The sequence below is a fragment of the Diaphorobacter sp. J5-51 genome (assembly GCF_001023515.1).
Classification (GTDB): Bacteria; Pseudomonadota; Gammaproteobacteria; order Burkholderiales; family Burkholderiaceae_C; genus Diaphorobacter; species Diaphorobacter nitroreducens.
The window spans coordinates 1-16218 of record NZ_JSYI01000082.1 but is presented as its reverse complement, the minus strand read 5'-3'; the positions used below and the strand labels follow the sequence as shown (position 1 = coordinate 16218).

Genomic DNA, 16218 nt, shown 5'->3' with positions numbered 1-16218 from the left:
CAGCGATGCGGGTTACTACTCATTGCCGGGAGGCATCCATACAAGGCATGCCATGGCACACCCTTTCAAGGTGGGCGACCACGTCAGCTGGAACTCCGAGGCCGGCCGCGTCAGCGGGCGCATCACCGCCGTCCACACCCGCGCGCTGCAGTGGAAGGGCTACACCCACCACGCCAGCGCCGAAGAGCCGCAGTACGAGATCCAGAGCGACAAGACCGACCATGTCGCCCTGCACAAAGGCAGCGCGCTGCACCGCCTGGCCCGCTGAGCGGCACACGCAATGGCCGCGCCGCCGCTCTACACCATCGGGCACTCCACGCTGGCGGTGCAGGACTTCATCGCGCTGCTGCAGCGCGAAGGCGTGACACGGGTGATCGACGTGCGCGCCATCCCGCGCTCGCTGCGCCAGCCGCAATTCCACGAGGACCGGCTGCCCGGCGCGCTGGCCGCGCAGGGCATCGCCTACACCCACATGCCGGCGCTGGGCGGGCGCCGCCCCCTGCAGCGCGGCGTGCCGCCCACCACCAACGGCTACTGGGACAACCGCAGCTTCCACAACTACGCCGACTACGCGCTGCAACCCGCGTTTCGCGCCGCGCTGGCCGCGCTGCGCACGGCCGCGGCACGCGAGCCCTGCGCCATCATGTGCGCCGAGGCCGTGTGGTGGCGCTGCCACCGCCGCATCATCACCGACCACGTGCTGGCCGCCGGCGGCGCGGTGCGCCACATCCTGGGCGCGCGCACCGAGAGTGCGACACTCACCCCGGCCGCGCAGGTCCACCCGGACGGTACGGTCACCTATCCACCTCCAACCACCGTATCTGCCCCATGACCCACCGCGAAGTCTTCGTCGTCAGCACCGCACGCACCGCCATCGGCACCTTCGGCGGCAGCCTGAAGGACGTGCCCAACACCCAGCTCGCCACCACCGCCGTGAAGGCCGCGATTGCGCGCGCCGGCATCGCGCCCGATGCCGTGGGCCACGTGGTCATGGGCAACGTGATCCCCACCGACACCAAGGACGCCTACCTCTCCCGCGTGGCCGCCATCGACGCGGGCTGCCCCATCGAGACGCCTGCCTTCAACGTCAACCGCCTGTGCGGCTCGGGCCTGCAAGCCATCATCAGCGCAGCCCAGGCCATTGGCTACGGCGACTGCGACGTGGCCGTGGGCGGCGGTTCCGAGAGCATGAGCCGGGGCCCCTACTTCGACCAGGGCGCGCGCTGGGGCCAGCGCATGGGCGACAGCAAGAGCATCGACTACATGCTCGGCATCCTGCACGACCCCTGGCAGAAGATGCACATGGGCATCACCGCCGAGAACGTGGCCGAGCGCTACAAGATCAGCCGTGAGATGCAGGACCAGCTCGCCCTGGCCAGCCAGCAGCGCGCCGCCGCCGCCATCGCTGCGGGTTACTTCAAGGAGCAGATCGTCCCCGTCGAAATCGCCACGCGCAAGGGCACCGTGCTGTTCCAGGAAGACGAGCATGTGCGCGCCAGCACCACCCTGGAGGTGCTGGCCGGCATGAAACCCGCGTTCAAGAAGGAAGGCGGCACCGTGACTGCTGGCAACGCCTCGGGCATCAACGACGGCGCGGCCGCCGTGGTGCTGGCTGCGGGTGACCGCGTGGCCGCCCTGGGCCTGAAACCCCTGGCGCGCCTCGTCGGCTATGCGCACGCTGGCGTGGACCCGGCCTACATGGGCATCGGCCCCGTGCCCGCCACACAGAAGGTGCTGCAGCGCACCGGCCTGAAGGTGCAGGACATGGACGTCATCGAGGCCAACGAGGCCTTCGCCGCCCAGGCCTGCGCCGTGGTGCAGGAGCTGGGCCTTCAGCCTTCCAAGGTCAACCCCAACGGCTCGGGCATTTCGCTGGGCCACCCCGTGGGTGCCACGGGCGCCATCATCACCACCAAGGCGATTGCCGAGCTGCACCGCACGGGCGGGCGCTACGCGCTGGTGACCATGTGCATCGGCGGCGGCCAGGGCATCGCGGCGATCTTCGAACGGGTTTGAGTCGTTCTGGCCTTCAGCGCTTGTCCATCAAGCGCTGCTAGCTCCTGATTAAGTAGCAACCAAACGATCCAGCACCTTCCTCACGGCCGATCAGAACGCCGTCTGCACCTCTTGGAGCGGGCCAATGAACCAGCGGGTGCCCACCCACCAGCCACCCGGCGGGACCGGGTGGCTTTTTTTATGCCGCGGCTTCCGGCTTGTAGAACACCTCCACGCTGCCCTTGAGGGTGATGAGCAGCGGGCGGCCCTTGCGGTCCAGGGTCTTGCCGGCGGGCACCTTGATCCAGCCCTCGCTCACGCAGTACTCCTCCACGTCGACACGCTCCTTGCCGTTGAAGCGGATGCCGATGTCCGCCGCCTGCTGGAACACGGCCGCCACATGGTGCGGGCTGCGCGGGTCGATGGCCAGGCGGTCGGGCAAGGGGAGCAGGGCGGAGTCGGTCACAGGGAAAGGTCTCGGAAAGCAGTAAAGGGCCTGCATTGTCCCGCAATCTCGGGGCGGCTGTGGCCTGTATCGCGGTGCCACGGCTCCAGAGCTCCTGAAAAAGGAGCTGCTAACGCTGTTTCAGCCTTCGCTTGCGCCGTTTTTGCTCGGCAGTCTTCCCCGGAAGGGCGCCTTGTGGATAAGTCTGCGGAGCGTTCTGGCACAACTGGCCAGTTATGCACAGGTGCGGGGCGCATCTGGGGCTTGTCCCCATTTGCGGTACAGCAGGCGCCTGCAGCCGTCCCCATGCTTTGGCGCAGCGCAAGTGCTTGATCTGTCAAACAAAAATCGGCTTGCCCACAGGCTGGGCCGCCCTCTACTACTACGACTATTCTTTATAAGAACTACAAAGAACAACCCGTGGCAAACCGCAGCGCCGCACAAAACCCCTTTCTCGGCCCCGGATTGAGGAGGCTTCGGCGTAAAAAAAGCGCCTTGTCAGGCGCTTTTTGGGGAAAGAGGGAAGGTTGCGGTCAGCGCAGCAGCGTGTAGCCCACACCGATCGCGGCCAGCAGCCCCACGGCATCGGCCACCAGCGCGCAGGCCAGTGCGTGGCGTGTGTGCTTCACGCCCACGCTGCCGAAGTACACGGCCAGCACGTAGAAGGTGGTCTCGGTGGAGCCCTGCACGATGGCGGCCAGGCGCCCCACGAAGGAATCCACGCCATGGGTTTGCAGCACGTCGATCATCAAACCCCGGGCGCCGGCGCCCGAGAGCACCTTCATCAGCCCCACGGGCAGGGCCGGCAGGAAGTCGGTGTTCCACCCCAGCGCCGCCACCCCTGCGCCGATGGCCGCCAGCAGCGCATCCATGCAGCCCGCGGCGCGGAACACGCCGATGGCCGCCAGGATGGCCACCAGGTACGGAATGATCTGCACCGCCACGCCAAAGCCCTCCTTGGCGCCGTCGATGAAGGCGTCGTACACGTTCACGCGGCGCCAGGCCCCGGCCAGCAGGAACAGCGCCACCACCCCCAGGATCACGCCCGCGCCCGTGGCTCCCGCAATCTGGGCGGCTTGCTCTGCGGGCAGTTGCGCCAGGCCCGCCACCGCCGCCGCCAGCACGCCGCCCACGGCCAGCAAAGGCAGCAGCAGGCGCGCGCGCCAGATCGGCAGGCGCTGAAAGAGCGCCACCGCCAGCACGCCCGCCAGCAGCGAGGCGAAGGTGACCAGCAGCGTGGGCAGGAAGATGTCGGCCGCGTTGAATCCCGCGCCCAGGCCCTGCTTCAGCGCCACGCTCTGGCGGATGGCGATGACGGACGTGGGGATCAGCGTCAGCCCCGCCGTGTTCATCACCACGAACATGATCTGCGCGTTGCTGGCCGCGCCCGCCGGTTCGCGGTTGAGCGTCTGCAACTCCTGCATGGCCTTGAGGCCCAGCGGCGTGGCCGCGTTGTCCAGCCCCAGCAGGTTGGCGCTGATGTTCATGGTCATCGCGCCCTGGGCGGGGTGGCCGGCGGGCACGGCGGGAAACAGCCGCGTGAGCAGCGGCCCGGCCAGGCGCGCCAGCAGCTCGACCATGCCCGCGCGCTCGCCCACGCGCATCAGGCCCAGCCACAGGGCCATGATGCCGGCCAGGCCCAGCGAGATCTCGAAGCCCGCGCGTGCGCCGTCGAACAGCGCCGTCAGCAGGGCCTGGAAGATGCCCGCTTCGCCCAGCAGCCAGCGCACCACGGCGGTGGCGAATGCCACGATGAAAAACCCCGTCCAGACCCAGTTGAGTGCCATGGAACTCGATGGTAGCGGCTGGCCCCGTCCGTGCGCCGTGGCAGACTGCACCCCATGCCGCCCCCCACCCTGCTCGTTGCCGACGACCACCCGCTGTTCCGCGCGGCGCTGATCCAGGTGCTGCACGAGCGCTTTGCGCCGCTGCAGACGCTGGAGGCCGCCAGCGCCGCCACGCTGGGCCAGGCGCTGCAGGACCACCCCGAGGTGGAGCTGGTGCTGCTGGACCTGGCCATGCCCGGCGCGCGGGGCTTCTCGGCCCTGCTGCACGTGCGCGGCGAGTACCCGCAGGTGCCGGTGGTGGTGATCTCGTCCAACGACCACCCGCGCGTGATCCGCCGTGCGCAGCAGTTCGGCGCGGCGGGGTTCATCCCCAAGTCGGCCCCGGCCGAGGACATGGGCGCGGCCATCCGGGCCGTGCTGGACGGCGGCAGCTGGTTTCCGCCCATGGCGGCCGAGCGCTCCGAGGCCGACGCCGCGCTGGCCGCCAAGCTCGCGCAGCTCACGCCGCAGCAGTTCCGCGTGCTGCTGTGCCTGGCCGATGGCCTGCTCAACAAGCAGATCGCGCACGAGCTGGGCCTGGCCGAGAACACCGTCAAGGTGCATGTGACGGCCATCCTGAAAAAGCTGGAGTGCTACAGCCGCACCCAGGCCGCGGTGCTGGTGAAAAGCCTGGAGACGGAGCCGGAAGCCGCGCCCTGAGCGCAGTACCCTGCCGGCACAAGTTTCAAGCCCAATCGGCCTCTAGCGCTTGTCATACAAGCGCTAGCAGCTATTGTTTTCGTAGCATCATCTGGCTGATGAGCGCGCGCAGTGCGGACGGGCGCACGGGCTTGAGCAGGTAGCCCCAGCCGCGCTCGGCCGCCTGGCGGCGCAGGGTGCTGCTGCGCTCGGCCGTCACCAGCACCACCGACGGTGCCTGGCCCCACACGGTGCACAGCCGGTCGTACAGGTCGGGGCCGTGGAAGGGCCCCATGCGCACGTCCAGCAGCACCAGCTGTGGCGCGTTGCCGGGCGCGGCCAAGTCCAGGGCCGACTGCGGGCCGCCCGCCAAAGGCACTTCGCAGCCCCAGCGGCGCAGCAGCGCGCCGGTGGCCTCGCAACTGGGCGCGTCGTCATCGATGTACCAGGCCGTGGTGCCCTGCAGGGGCTGGTCGCCCTCGGGCGGGGCGGCTGCGCCCGCGGCGGCGGGGCGGGGTGCGGCGGCGGCATCGGCCAGCGGCACGCACACCCAGAACACGCTGCCGCGCCCCAGTTCGGAGCGCAGGCCAATCTCGTGCCCCAGCAGCTTGCCCAGGCGCTCGACGATGGCCAGCCCCAGGCCCGCACCACGGTCGCCATCCTGGCTGTGGCCCTCGCCCAGGCGGCGGAACTCCTCGAAGATCTCGCGCTGCAGGCTCTCGGGAATGCCGGGGCCCTGGTCGTGCACCTCGATGCGCAGGTACCGGCCGCGGCGCCGGCAGCCGATCAGCACGCGCCCGCGGGGCGTGTAGCGGATGGCGTTGGACACCAGGTTCTGCAGGATGCGCCGCAGCAGCGCCTCGTCGCTGCGCACCGCGTAGCGCGTGCCCACGGTGCGCAGGCGCAGGCCCCGGCTGGCGGCGATGATGCCGAAGTTGTGCTGCATCACCTGCAGCAGCGGGCCGAGCGCGAAGTCGCGCACATGCACTTCCAACTGGCCCGATTCCATGCGCGAGATGTCCAGCAGGCTGTTGAGGATGCCGTCCTGCGCGGCCAGCGCGCCGTCGATGCTGTCGGCTACCTGGCGTCCGGCGGCGTCGTGCAGGTGGCCGCGCAGCAGCGAGGCGAACATGCGCGCGGCGTTCAGCGGTTGCAGCAGGTCGTGCACCGCGGCGGCCACAAAGCGGGTCTTGTAGCGGTTGGCGGCCTCGGCCTCGCGCCGGGCGGCGTCCAGGTCGCGCGTGCGTTCGGCAATGCGCAGCTCCAGCGCATCGGCCAGCGAACGCAGCTCGCGTGCGGCGTTCTTGTAGCTGGTGATGTCGGCGTAGCTGGTCACGAAGCCGCCGTCGGGCAGCGGGTTGCCGCGGATCTCCAGCACCGTGCCGTCGCTCTTGGCGCTCTCATGCAGGTGGGGCTTGCCGCTGCGCAGGTGCTGCAGGCGCCGCTGGATGGCGTCCTCGGTGGGCGTGGCGCCCAGCAGGCCGCGGCGCGCGTTGTGGCGGATCAGCGCCTCCACCGGCGTGCCCACGCGCATCAGCTCGGGCGGAAAGCGAAACAGTTCCACGTAGCGCGAGTTCCACGCCACCAGGTTCAGGTCGCGGTCGATGACCACCACGCCCTGCGGCAGGTGCTGCAGGCTGCGCGACAGGCCGGTGTCAGCCTCGCGCGCGGCCTGCACGATGCCGTCCTGCGCGGTGCGCAGTTCCTGCGCGTGTTGGCGCAGCACGGTCTCCAGCTCCTGGCGGCTGCGCTGGCGCAGCAGGGCCAGGCGCTGCCGCTGGCGCACGAACAGCACCAGCAGTGCCAGGGCCAGCCACAGGCCCGCGGCCGCACCGGCCGCCCAGCGGCGGGCCTCGATGGCGCTGTCCGCGTGGTGCAGCAGGTGCAGTTGCCAGCCGGTGCCTGCCAGCTCCTGCGTGTGCCACAGCAGCGGGCCGGGCAAGGGGGGCTCCTGCGCGCGTGCCAGCACCGTGCCTTCGTCCACCCGCCGCTCGACCTGCAGGCCCAGCGGCGTGAGGGGCTGACCGGTGTACTGGCGCGTGGCCTCCAGCTCCTGGCGCGCCTGGGGCGTGAGGGGTACCAGCAGCCGGTAGCGCCAGGCGTCGCGGCTGGCGAGGAAGACCACGCCGTGCGCGTCCGAGGCCAGCACCACGTCGGGGCTCTGGCGCCATTCGCGCTCCAGCTCGGTCAGCAGGATCTTGATGGCCACCAGGCCCAATGTCTGCCCGTCATCACCACGGATCGCCGTGGACAGGAAGTAGCCCGCCTCCCCCGTGGTCAGGCCGATACCGTAGAACCGCCCGTGGCCCTGCGCCAGCGCCTGCTGCACGTAGGGGCGGAAGTGGTAGTCCTCTCCCACGTTGTTGGGGGTGTCGCGCCAGTTGCTGGCGGCGATGGCGCGGCCTTGCAGGTTGATGAGCGTGAGTGTGGACGAATGGCTGGCACCGTTGGCCTGCTCCAGCTTGCGGTTGAGCACGTCCACCTCGGCGGGCGTGAGCGGGTGGGTCAGTGCATCCCTCAGCTGCGCGTCCAGCGCCAGCACCTCGGGCAGGGTGCGAAAGCGGTCGATGCGCTGCTCCAGCGCCTGGCCGTACAGCGTGAGCTGGCGCCGCACCCCCTGGCTTTCGTCGTGCAGCGCACGGCGCTGCGCGTACTGGCTGGCCAATAGCATGCACACGGCCATGCCCGCCAGCACGAACAGTGCGACAAGCGCGGTGAGCAGCGGGCGGCGGCGGCGTAGCGGCATGGGCGGAGTGTCTCTGGGTTTGGTGTCCGTGGGCGGGGCGGGCGCGGCGTCTAATACCAATAGGTTATCGGCGTGGCGGCGATGCAGGGGTACAACCGCGGACTTCCAAAGATGCGCGGCATTGCACGGCCCTGGCGCGTCTTTTTTTCGACCTCCGGAGACACGCCGCATGCATGCCATTTCCTCTGCCGCCCCCGCCCCGTCGGTGCGGCTTCCGTTCTATCGCCAACTGTATTTCCAGGTGGTGTTCGCCATCATCATCGGCGTGCTGCTGGGCCACTTCCAGCCCGAGTACGGCGCGGCGATGAAGCCGTTCGGCGATGCCTTCATCAAGCTCATCAAGATGATCATCGCGCCGGTGATCTTCCTGACCATCGTCACCGGCATCGCCAGCATGAGCCACCTGAGCGCCGTGGGCCGCGTGTTCGGCAAGGCCATGGCGTACTTCCTCACGTTCTCCACGCTGGCACTGGTCGTCGGCCTGGTGGTGGCCAACGTGATGCAGCCTGGCACGGGCATGCACATCAACGTGGCCGAGCTGGACCAGACCGCCGTCAAGGGCTACGTGAGCAAGTCGCACGAGATGACGCTCACCGGCTTCGCGCTGGACATCATCCCCAAGACGCTGATCAGCCCCTTCGTGGGCGACAACATCCTGCAGGTGCTGCTGGTGGCCGTGCTGTTCGGCGTGTCGCTGGCCATGGTGGGCGACGCCGGCAAGCCCATCCTGGACTTTCTGGACGGCCTGACCAAGCCCGTGTTCAAGCTGGTGAACATCGTCATGAAGGCCGCGCCCATCGGCGCCTTCGGCGCCATGGCGTTCACCATCGGCAAGTTTGGCCTGGGCTCGCTGGTGAACCTGGCCGAGCTGGTGCTCACCTTCTACATCACCTCGGCGGTGTTCGTGCTGGTGGTGCTGGGCGCGGTGGCACGGGCCTGCGGCTTCTCGGTGCTCAAGCTGATCCGCTACCTGAAGGCCGAGCTGCTGCTGGTGCTGGGCACCTCCTCGTCCGAGTCCGCCCTGCCCTCGCTGATGGAAAAGATGGAGAAGGCCGGCTGTGCTAAGTCCGTGGTGGGCCTGGTGGTGCCCACGGGCTACTCGTTTAACCTGGACGGCACCAACATCTACATGACGCTGGCTGCGCTGTTCATCGCGCAGGCCACCGACACGCACCTCACGCTGGGCCACCAGATCGCGCTGCTGCTGGTGGCGATGCTGTCGTCCAAGGGCGCGGCCGGCGTGACCGGCGCGGGTTTCATCACCCTGGCCGCCACCCTGGCCGTGGTGCCCGAGGTGCCGGTGGCCGGCATGGCGCTGATCCTGGGCGTGGACCGCTTCATGAGCGAGTGCCGCTCGCTCACCAACTTCATCGGCAACGCCGTGGCCACAGTGGTGGTGTCGCGCTGGGAAAACGCGCTGGATGCCGACCGCCTGCACCGCGTGCTGGACGGGGAGGCCGAGTTCCTGCCCGAGCCCGAACGGGCGGTGGAACCCGTCGTGCTGGCCCGCCACCGGGCCTGATCCGGCAGCGGCCTTCAAGCCAGGCCCCAAAGCCCATGCACCGGCAACGGCGCGTGGGCTTTTTTTTCGTCAGAACGGCGCGTCGTCGTCGGGGCCGCTGGCCGCGGCATGCAAGGCCCCGGCGGCTGGTGCGGGGGCGGCAGCAGCGCCCCCCAGGCTCGTGCGCCCCTCGCCGCCCAGCGCCGCGATCAGGTCGGGAATCAGCTGCGACAGCTCGCCCGTGGCGATCGCCACGTCGGCATCGAAGCCGCCATCGTCCTGCGTCTGGCCCTCGAACACCGTGTCCAGGAACGCCACCTTCTTGAGCTGCAACCCCTCGGTCAGCACGAAGCTCACGCGGTCGTCCCAGCTCATGGCGAGCTTGGTGGGCAGCTTGCCCGCCTCGATGTGGCCCTGCACTTCCTCGATGTCCAGCGGGTGGCGGGCGTAGCGAACCACGGCCTTGGTCTCGTCGGGCGCCTTCAGCTCGCACTCGCGGTCGATGGAAAAGCCCGCCGGCGGCTCCTGCTCCTTGAGCCACAGCGCCATCGCCGCCTGGGGGCTGGTCTGCGTGTCCAGCAGCGCCAGCGACAGGCCGGGCAGGTGCTCCACCAGCAGGCTCACCACCTCGTCGGCACGGCCTTGGGCGCCCGTGTCCAGCACCAGCAAGTGCGCCTGTGGGTCGATCCATACCCAGGTGCCGCCCTGCTTGGTGAAGGCCATGGGCAGCAGGTCCAGCTTGGCCTCTTCCTTGAGCTCCTTGGTTTCCTTCTTGCCGGGCTTGCGGCCGGTCTGCTGCTCGATCTGCGCGGCCTTTTCCTTCACCTTGCGCGCCAGCACGGTGGCCGGGAGCATCTTGGCTTCCCACTGGAAGCGCAGCATCCAGTGGCCGCCCACGCTCTCGGCCAGCAGCCCATGGGCCTCGCCGCGCGGGGGCACCCAGCCGCTGGACTTTTCCTGCGTGGCGCCGCACTCCTGGAAGGGCGCCTTGGCCAGCGCTTCCTCCAGCTGGGTCAGCTCCACCTGCCACTCGGGGGCAATGCGGTACACGATCATGTTCTTGAACACGGGGAGATTCCTTTTGAAATGCCGGCCCCGCGCCAGGGCTGCACGACGGGCGGGGCGGTGAATGGTCCTGATTTGATAGCTGCCAGCGCTTATTGGATAAGCGCTGGAGGCACTTTTGGCATAAAACGACTGTAGCCGGCATGGTGGCGCATGCCGGGTAAATAGCAGAACTTTACACAGGCGCAGAATTCGCTCACGGGCGCGTTACACACGCGGCGCACACTGCTTTGCAAGCGCAGGGTGCAGTGTCCCCCATTCGGGTGGACCACCAGGCGCCCATCACTTCCTGTGTGAAGCAAGAAAGGAAACACCATGGCCCGTTTCAAGATCACCCAGCGCCTGGCCGCCACCGCCGTGGCGGCCGCTGTGTTCGCCGGCATGGCTGTGCCCACCCTGGCGCAACCCGGCCCCGGCCCAGCCGCCACCGAGCAAGGCGCATCCCAGGCGCAGCAGCATCCGCGCCAGCGCGCCCTGACGCCCGAGCAGCGCGAGCAGTACAGGGCCCAGCGCGCCGAGGCGTTCAAGCGCAAGCTGCAGCTCACGCCCGAGCAGGAGCCCGCATGGAACAGCTTCCTGCAGTCCATGAAGCCCGACGCCGACGCACGCAAGGCGCGGCTGGATTGGCAGGGCATGGACCAGCTCACCACGCCCGAGCGCATCGACCGCATGCGCGCGTTGCGCTCCCAGCGCGCGGCCGAGATGGACCGCCGCGGCGACGCCGTCAAGGCCTTCTATGGCACGCTGACGCCGGCGCAGCAAAAGACCTTCGACGCCGAAGGCAAGCGCATGTACCGCCACTGGGGCGGCGACCACCCCATGGGCAAGCGCTGGGGCAAGGACGGTGCGCGGGGCGACTTCCGCGGTGACGGTCGCGGCATGCGCCACCAAGGCCCTGGCCCGGGCGCAGGCGCTGCTCCCGGCGCGCCGCTGACGCCGCAGTAAGCCGGCCCAGGGCCGGGTGCGCATCCGCTGCGCCGGCCGCGGGCTGCGGGCTGCGGCTCCGGCCTACAGGGCGGCTGGGCAGTGGGGGGCTGCAGGGGTTATATAGTTATATATTCAGGTAACAACAACACCTCGCAACCATGCCTACCATCGCCCGCCGCAGCGCCTTTTTCCGGCGCACCGCCCTTCTCTCCCCGGTGCCTTTTCTCGCGGCCGCCGCCGCGTGCCTCACGGCCCCACCGGCCCTGGCGCAGCCGTCAGAGGACCGGGCCTACGCCCCTTCGGTCTACGTGCAGGGCGAATGGGCGCGGCGCCAGACGGATGCCATCACCATCGGCGCCACCCTGCCCTGGGGCACCTGGCGCCGCCCGCTGTGGGGCGGCGAGCTGCGCGGCCATTGGGATGTTTCACTCAGCCGCTGGTCCTTTGATGGCATCGGCGGGCACAACAGCGCGGTGGTGGTGGGCGTGGCGCCCACGCTGCGCCTGCGCCCCGACGAGGGCCGTTCCCCCTGGTTCTGGGAGGCCGGCATCGGTGCCACCGTGGCCAGCCACCGCTACCGCGTGCAGGACCATGAGTTCAGCACCCGCTTCAACTTTGCCTCGCACCTGGGCCTGGGGCGCAACTTCGGCGCACAGCGCCAGCATGAACTGATGCTGAGCGTGCAGCACGTGTCCAACGCCGGCATCAAGAGCCCGAACCCCGGGGAGAACTTCCTGCAACTGCGCTACGCGTTGCACTTCTGAGCGGCCTGTGGACAAGCCTGGGGATGCGGCGCTGGTCATCTGCGCCTTGTCCACAGCACCCGTCCCACCGGCGCAGTTGTACCCATTTCAGGCCGGACTTGACCCGGTGCCGGGACACAGACTTTGCAGTAGCGCAAGTACGCGCCGCCATTCAGAAAAAGCGGCTTATCCACAAAATGGCGCGGGCTCTACTACTACCACTATGAAGTAATAGACACATTCATGAATAACCGGAGCGATGGCCGCGTGGGTCAGGCCGTCGGCCGGTGTGCTTCATTATTGATAGCTGCCAGCGCTTGCCCATCAAGCGCCAGCAGCCATTTTTCCTGCAAGCCGGGTTATTTGGCCAAGCCAAGCTTCTCGATGATGACCTTCTCAGTCTTCATGGTGTCCAGCGCGTACTGCTTGTAGGTGGCGCTGTCCATGTAGTAGGTGTCCATGTCGAACTTCGCCAGGGACTCCTTGTAGTTGGGCATCTCCATGGCCTTCTTGAAGGCGTCGTGCAGCACCTGGGCGATCTTCGGGTCCGTGCCCTTGGGCACCACCAGGCCGAACGGCGAGGTCTGCACCAGGTTGATGCCCACTTCCTTGAGCGTGGGCACGTTGGGGAAGCGGGCCGAGCGCTTGTCCCCCCAGACCGACAGCACGCGCAGCTTGCCCTGCTCCACGTACGGCGCCCAGCCGGGCGTGTCGGCAATCGACATCACATGCCCGCCCAGCACGGCCTGCAGCGACTCGGAGTTGCCCTTGTAGGGAATGTGGTTCAGCGTCACGCCGGCCTGCAGGGCGATGTTCTCCATCGTCAGGTGCAACGTGGTCAGCGCACCGGGCGTGCCGTAGTTCAGCTTGCCGGGGTTGTCCTTGGCGTAGGCGATGTAGTCCTGCATGGACTTGATGGGCGAGTCCGCGGGCACCACCAGGCCGAAGGCGTAGCCCGCCAGGCCGATCACGTATTGCAGGTCGGTGGCCGGGTTCCAGTTGATCTTCTGCGTGTAGGGCAGGCGGAACACCGGCAGCGGCACCTGTGCGAGCGTATAGCCGTCGGCTGGGGTGCTCTGCATCATCTGCGCGGGCAGCACGCCGCCGGCGCCGGGCTTGTTCTCGATGATCACGGGCTGGCCCAGGATCTTGGAGGCGTTCTCCGCCAGCACGCGGAACGGCACATCGGTCGAGCCGCCGGCGGTGAAGCCGATCAGCACCTTGATCGGGCGGCTGGGAAAGCGCTCGGGTTGCGCCAGCGCGGGGCCGGCCACGCAGCCGGCGGCCAGCAGCAGGGACAGGGTGCGGCGGTTGAGCAAAGCATGGGTCATGGAGGGAGTCCTTGGGTCTATGGCCTCCGGCGCTGCGATCAACCCGCTGTGCAGGCCGTGTGCTGTGGAGGCCTTCAGGTAGCGTGGTTTCTCTGTGCGAAATTCATGGAGGCACGGGAGAAGTGGCGTGATTTCAGTATCCCCCTGATGAAAAACCCTTCTCGCTAGGGAAATCCATGAGTCTGTGCAGAAAAGTTGCGATGAAATAATTCCGCTAAGAGAAATTTACCTGGAGAGTGGGAATGGCGCGCACACGGAACATCGACTTCGACGAAGGCGCGGACAGCCGGCGATTCGTGACCGCGCTGGCCCGGGGGCTGGACGTGCTGGCGTGCTTCCAGGTGGACGAAAAATGGCTCACCAATGCCGAGATCGCCGCGCGCACCGGCCTGCCCAAGCCAACGGTGGTGCGCCTGGCCTACACGCTGTGCGTGCTGGGCTACCTGCGCCATTCGCGCGACAGCGGCAAGTACGCGCTGGGCGACAGCCTGGCGGCACTGGGCATCACCATGGTGTCCAACCTGCGGCTGCGGCGCATTGCACGGCCCTACATGCAGGACTTCGCGGACCGCTACGACATCTCGGTGTCGCTGGGCATCCGCAACGGGCTGTCGGTGCTGTACGTGGAGAACTGCCGCTCGGGCACGCCGCTGTCGCTGGGGCTGGACCTGGGGGCGCGCCTTCCGGTGGCGGAGACGGCCATGGGCCACGCCCTGCTGGCCGTGATGGAGCCGCGCGAGCGCGAGCGGCTGCTGGCCGAGATCCGCCAGGCCGAAGGCGAGCGCTGGCCGCAATTGCGCCAGGCCATCGAGACCGGGTGTGCCCACTGGCGGGCGCGTGGCTTCACGGTGGTGGTGCGCGACTGGCAGACGGACATCGCGGGCGTGGGCGCCGCCATCCGCCAGCCCGACGGCCGCGTGATCAGCTTCAACGCGGGCGGCTCGGCCAGCAAGTTCCCGCGCGCGCTGCTGGAGCAGGAGATCGGCCCGCAGTTCGCACGCATGGTCAAGGGGCTGGAGCCGTTCGTGCGCAGCGAGGAAGCGTAAGCTATCGATTAAATAGCTGTTAGCGCTTGCTGGACAAGCGTTACAGGCCAATTGGGCTTAAAGAGACGGCGTGCGGGCTGCGGCGATGTGGTCGTGCAGCAGTTGCTCCAGCAGATCCAGCGGCAGCGGCCGGCTGAAAAAGTAACCCTGGTACACCGCGCAGCCTGCGTGCGCCAGCCAGTCGCGCTGCGCGCTGGTCTCCACGCCCTCGGCGATCACCTCCAGGCCCAGGCTGGCGGCCAGGCCGATGATGGTGCGCACGATGGCCGCGTCGTTGGGGTCCGTGAGCAGGTCGCGCACGAAGCTCTGGTCGATCTTGAGCTGCCCGAGCGGCATGCGCTTGAGGTAGGCCAGCGACGAGTAGCCGGTGCCGAAGTCGTCCAGCGAAAAGCCCACGCCCAGCGCGCGCAGCGCCGCCATGGTGGCAATGGTGGCGGCCAAGTCTTCCACCAGCAGGCTCTCGGTCAGTTCCAGCTTGAGCTGGGAGGCCGGCGCGCCGGTGGCGGCCAGCACGCCCGCCACGTCGTCCACGAAACCCGCATCGCGGAACTGGCGCGAGCTCACGTTCACTGCCATGGTCAGCGGCGCCAGCGCCGGCACCCGCTGCCAATCGGCCAGCACCGAGCACGCCGTGTGCAGCACCCAGTGCCCCAGCGGCAGCACCAGGCCGGTCTCCTCGGCCAGCGGAATGAACTGCCCGGGCGACACCATGCCGCGCCGCGGGTGCGCCCAGCGCAGCAACGCCTCCACGCCCACGATCGCGCCCCGCGCGTTGATCTGCGGCTGGTAGTGCAGCAGAAACTCTTTCTGCGCCAGCGCGTTGCGCAGGTCCGCCTCGAGCGAGGCACGCTCGGCCACGGCATGCTGCATGCTCGGGTTGAAAAAGCGCAGCGTGTTGCGTCCCGCGGTCTTGGCCTGGTACATCGCCAGGTCGGCCTGCTTGAGCAGTTCGCCCACCGTGGTGGGCGCGTGGTTGAACAGTGCGATGCCGATGCTGGGCGTGCTGCGGTACTGGTACCCGGTGAGCGCATAGGGGGCGCTGAGCACGGCGAGGATCTTCTCGCCCACGGCGCCCGCCTGCTCCGCCAGCGTGTCGCTGTGCGCGCTGAGCTGCTCCACCAGCACCACGAATTCGTCGCCACCCAGGCGCGCCACCGTGTCTGCGCTGCGCACGCAGGTGTTCAGCCGCTGCGCCACGATCTGCAGCAGCTCGTCCCCCTGGTCATGGCCCAGCGTGTCGTTGAGGGTCTTGAAGTTGTCCAGGTCGATGAACAGCAGCGCCCCGCCCTGCTCCAGGCGCTGCGCCTTGGCCAGGGCCTGGTCCACGCGGTCCAGCAGCTGCACGCGGTTGGGCAGGTGGGTGAGCGGGTCGAAGAAGGCCAGGCGCTGGATCTCGCGCTCCTGGTGCTTGCGCGTGCCGATGTCGGCGTTGATCGCGAGGACCGACTCGGGCTCGCCACGGTCGTTGCGCACCAGCGTCCAGCGGCCTTCGGCTTCGAGGGTGCGGCCCACGCGGTCGCACTGCAGGATCTCGCCGCTCCACACGCCATGCTGCATCACCTGCTGGGTGGCGCGCAGGAAGTCCTCCGGGTTCTGGTACAGCAGCGTGGCGATGGAGCGGCCGAGGACCTCCTCGCGGGACCAGCCGTACATGCGCTCTGCGCCCTCGTTCCAGAACGTGATGCGGTGCTCCAGGTCGCGCACGATGATGGCGTCGCGCGCCTTGTCCAGCAGCGATGCCTGCTGGCGGATGCGCTGGTCGTCCGTCTGGCGCTGCAGTTCCGCGGCCGCGCGCGCGGCGAAGATCTGCAGCGTGTTGCTGACGAAGCGGCTGCGCTCCAGCGCCTGGCGGAACACCACGAAGATCATGCCGATGGGCGTACCGTCGCTGGCCGTGAGCTGCTGGCCCACGTAGCTGCGCGCGCCCGTGCGCGCGAGCACCGGAGCCCGCGGG

At 68.6% G+C, this 16218-nt stretch carries 14 protein-coding genes; 8 read left to right on the top strand and 6 right to left on the bottom strand.

Annotated features, from left to right (window positions below; all coding sequences use genetic code 11):
- Positions 1-52: 52 nt before the first annotated feature.
- The 3 genes from OX89_RS11790 to OX89_RS11780 are packed head-to-tail and all read left to right on the top strand — an operon-like array spanning position 53 to position 2016.
- The gene (locus tag OX89_RS11790) at positions 53-268 is read left to right on the top strand and encodes a DUF2945 domain-containing protein (RefSeq protein WP_011803488.1); all 216 of its coding nucleotides are present in this window, start codon (positions 53-55) and stop codon (positions 266-268) included.
- A gap of 12 nt (positions 269-280) precedes the next feature.
- The gene (locus OX89_RS11785) at positions 281-832 is read left to right on the top strand and encodes a DUF488 family protein (protein ID WP_047350749.1); all 552 of its coding nucleotides are present in this window, start codon (positions 281-283) and stop codon (positions 830-832) included.
- Positions 829-2016 (top strand): acetyl-CoA C-acyltransferase family protein, encoded by a 1188-nt coding sequence (locus tag OX89_RS11780; protein ID WP_047350748.1) that lies wholly within the window; start codon positions 829-831, stop codon positions 2014-2016. Before OX89_RS11785 ends, OX89_RS11780 begins: the two co-directional genes overlap by 4 nt.
- A 178-nt stretch (positions 2017-2194) precedes the next feature.
- On the opposite strand, the gene OX89_RS11775 is transcribed toward OX89_RS11780, so the two are convergent.
- Positions 2195-2497, bottom strand: coding sequence for a DUF3297 family protein (locus tag OX89_RS11775; RefSeq protein WP_012655148.1), 303 nt, complete (start codon positions 2495-2497; stop codon positions 2195-2197).
- 476 nt (positions 2498-2973) lie between these two features.
- The gene (locus OX89_RS11770; protein ID WP_047350747.1) at positions 2974-4227 is read right to left on the bottom strand and encodes a nucleoside recognition domain-containing protein; all 1254 of its coding nucleotides are present in this window, start codon (positions 4225-4227) and stop codon (positions 2974-2976) included.
- A gap of 54 nt (positions 4228-4281) precedes the next feature.
- Here OX89_RS11770 and OX89_RS11765 point away from each other — a divergent pair, with 54 nt between their 5' ends.
- Complete coding sequence (locus OX89_RS11765; protein WP_011803483.1) at positions 4282-4926, top strand: response regulator transcription factor; 645 nt, start codon at positions 4282-4284, stop codon at positions 4924-4926.
- A 70-nt stretch (positions 4927-4996) separates the two neighbouring features.
- On the opposite strand, the gene OX89_RS11760 is transcribed toward OX89_RS11765, so the two are convergent.
- Positions 4997-7651, bottom strand: coding sequence for a PAS-domain containing protein (locus OX89_RS11760; protein ID WP_011803482.1), 2655 nt, complete (start codon positions 7649-7651; stop codon positions 4997-4999).
- Positions 7652-7820: 169 nt separating this feature from the next.
- Between OX89_RS11760 and OX89_RS11755 the strand changes: the two genes are divergently transcribed.
- The gene (locus tag OX89_RS11755) at positions 7821-9173 is read left to right on the top strand and encodes a dicarboxylate/amino acid:cation symporter (RefSeq protein ID WP_011803481.1); all 1353 of its coding nucleotides are present in this window, start codon (positions 7821-7823) and stop codon (positions 9171-9173) included.
- 69 nt (positions 9174-9242) lie between these two features.
- Here OX89_RS11755 and OX89_RS11750 read toward each other — a convergent pair whose 3' ends face one another.
- Entirely contained in the window at positions 9243-10220 is a 978-nt protein-coding gene (locus OX89_RS11750; protein ID WP_047350746.1) for a recombination-associated protein RdgC, read from the bottom strand.
- A gap of 312 nt (positions 10221-10532) precedes the next feature.
- Between OX89_RS11750 and OX89_RS11745 the strand changes: the two genes are divergently transcribed.
- The gene (locus OX89_RS11745; RefSeq protein WP_047350745.1) at positions 10533-11162 is read left to right on the top strand and encodes a Spy/CpxP family protein refolding chaperone; all 630 of its coding nucleotides are present in this window, start codon (positions 10533-10535) and stop codon (positions 11160-11162) included.
- Positions 11163-11302: 140 nt separating this feature from the next.
- The gene (locus tag OX89_RS11740; RefSeq protein ID WP_011803478.1) at positions 11303-11908 is read left to right on the top strand and encodes an acyloxyacyl hydrolase; all 606 of its coding nucleotides are present in this window, start codon (positions 11303-11305) and stop codon (positions 11906-11908) included.
- A 338-nt stretch (positions 11909-12246) separates the two neighbouring features.
- Here OX89_RS11740 and OX89_RS11735 read toward each other — a convergent pair whose 3' ends face one another.
- Complete coding sequence (locus OX89_RS11735) at positions 12247-13218, bottom strand: tripartite tricarboxylate transporter substrate-binding protein (protein WP_012655141.1); 972 nt, start codon at positions 13216-13218, stop codon at positions 12247-12249.
- Positions 13219-13460: 242 nt separating this feature from the next.
- Here OX89_RS11735 and OX89_RS11730 point away from each other — a divergent pair, with 242 nt between their 5' ends.
- Entirely contained in the window at positions 13461-14264 is an 804-nt protein-coding gene (locus tag OX89_RS11730) for an IclR family transcriptional regulator (RefSeq protein WP_012655140.1), read from the top strand.
- A 57-nt stretch (positions 14265-14321) separates the two neighbouring features.
- On the opposite strand, the gene OX89_RS11725 is transcribed toward OX89_RS11730, so the two are convergent.
- Positions 14322-16218: bifunctional diguanylate cyclase/phosphodiesterase (locus OX89_RS11725; protein WP_047350744.1), on the bottom strand; the 1897-nt coding region annotated here is incomplete at its 5' end.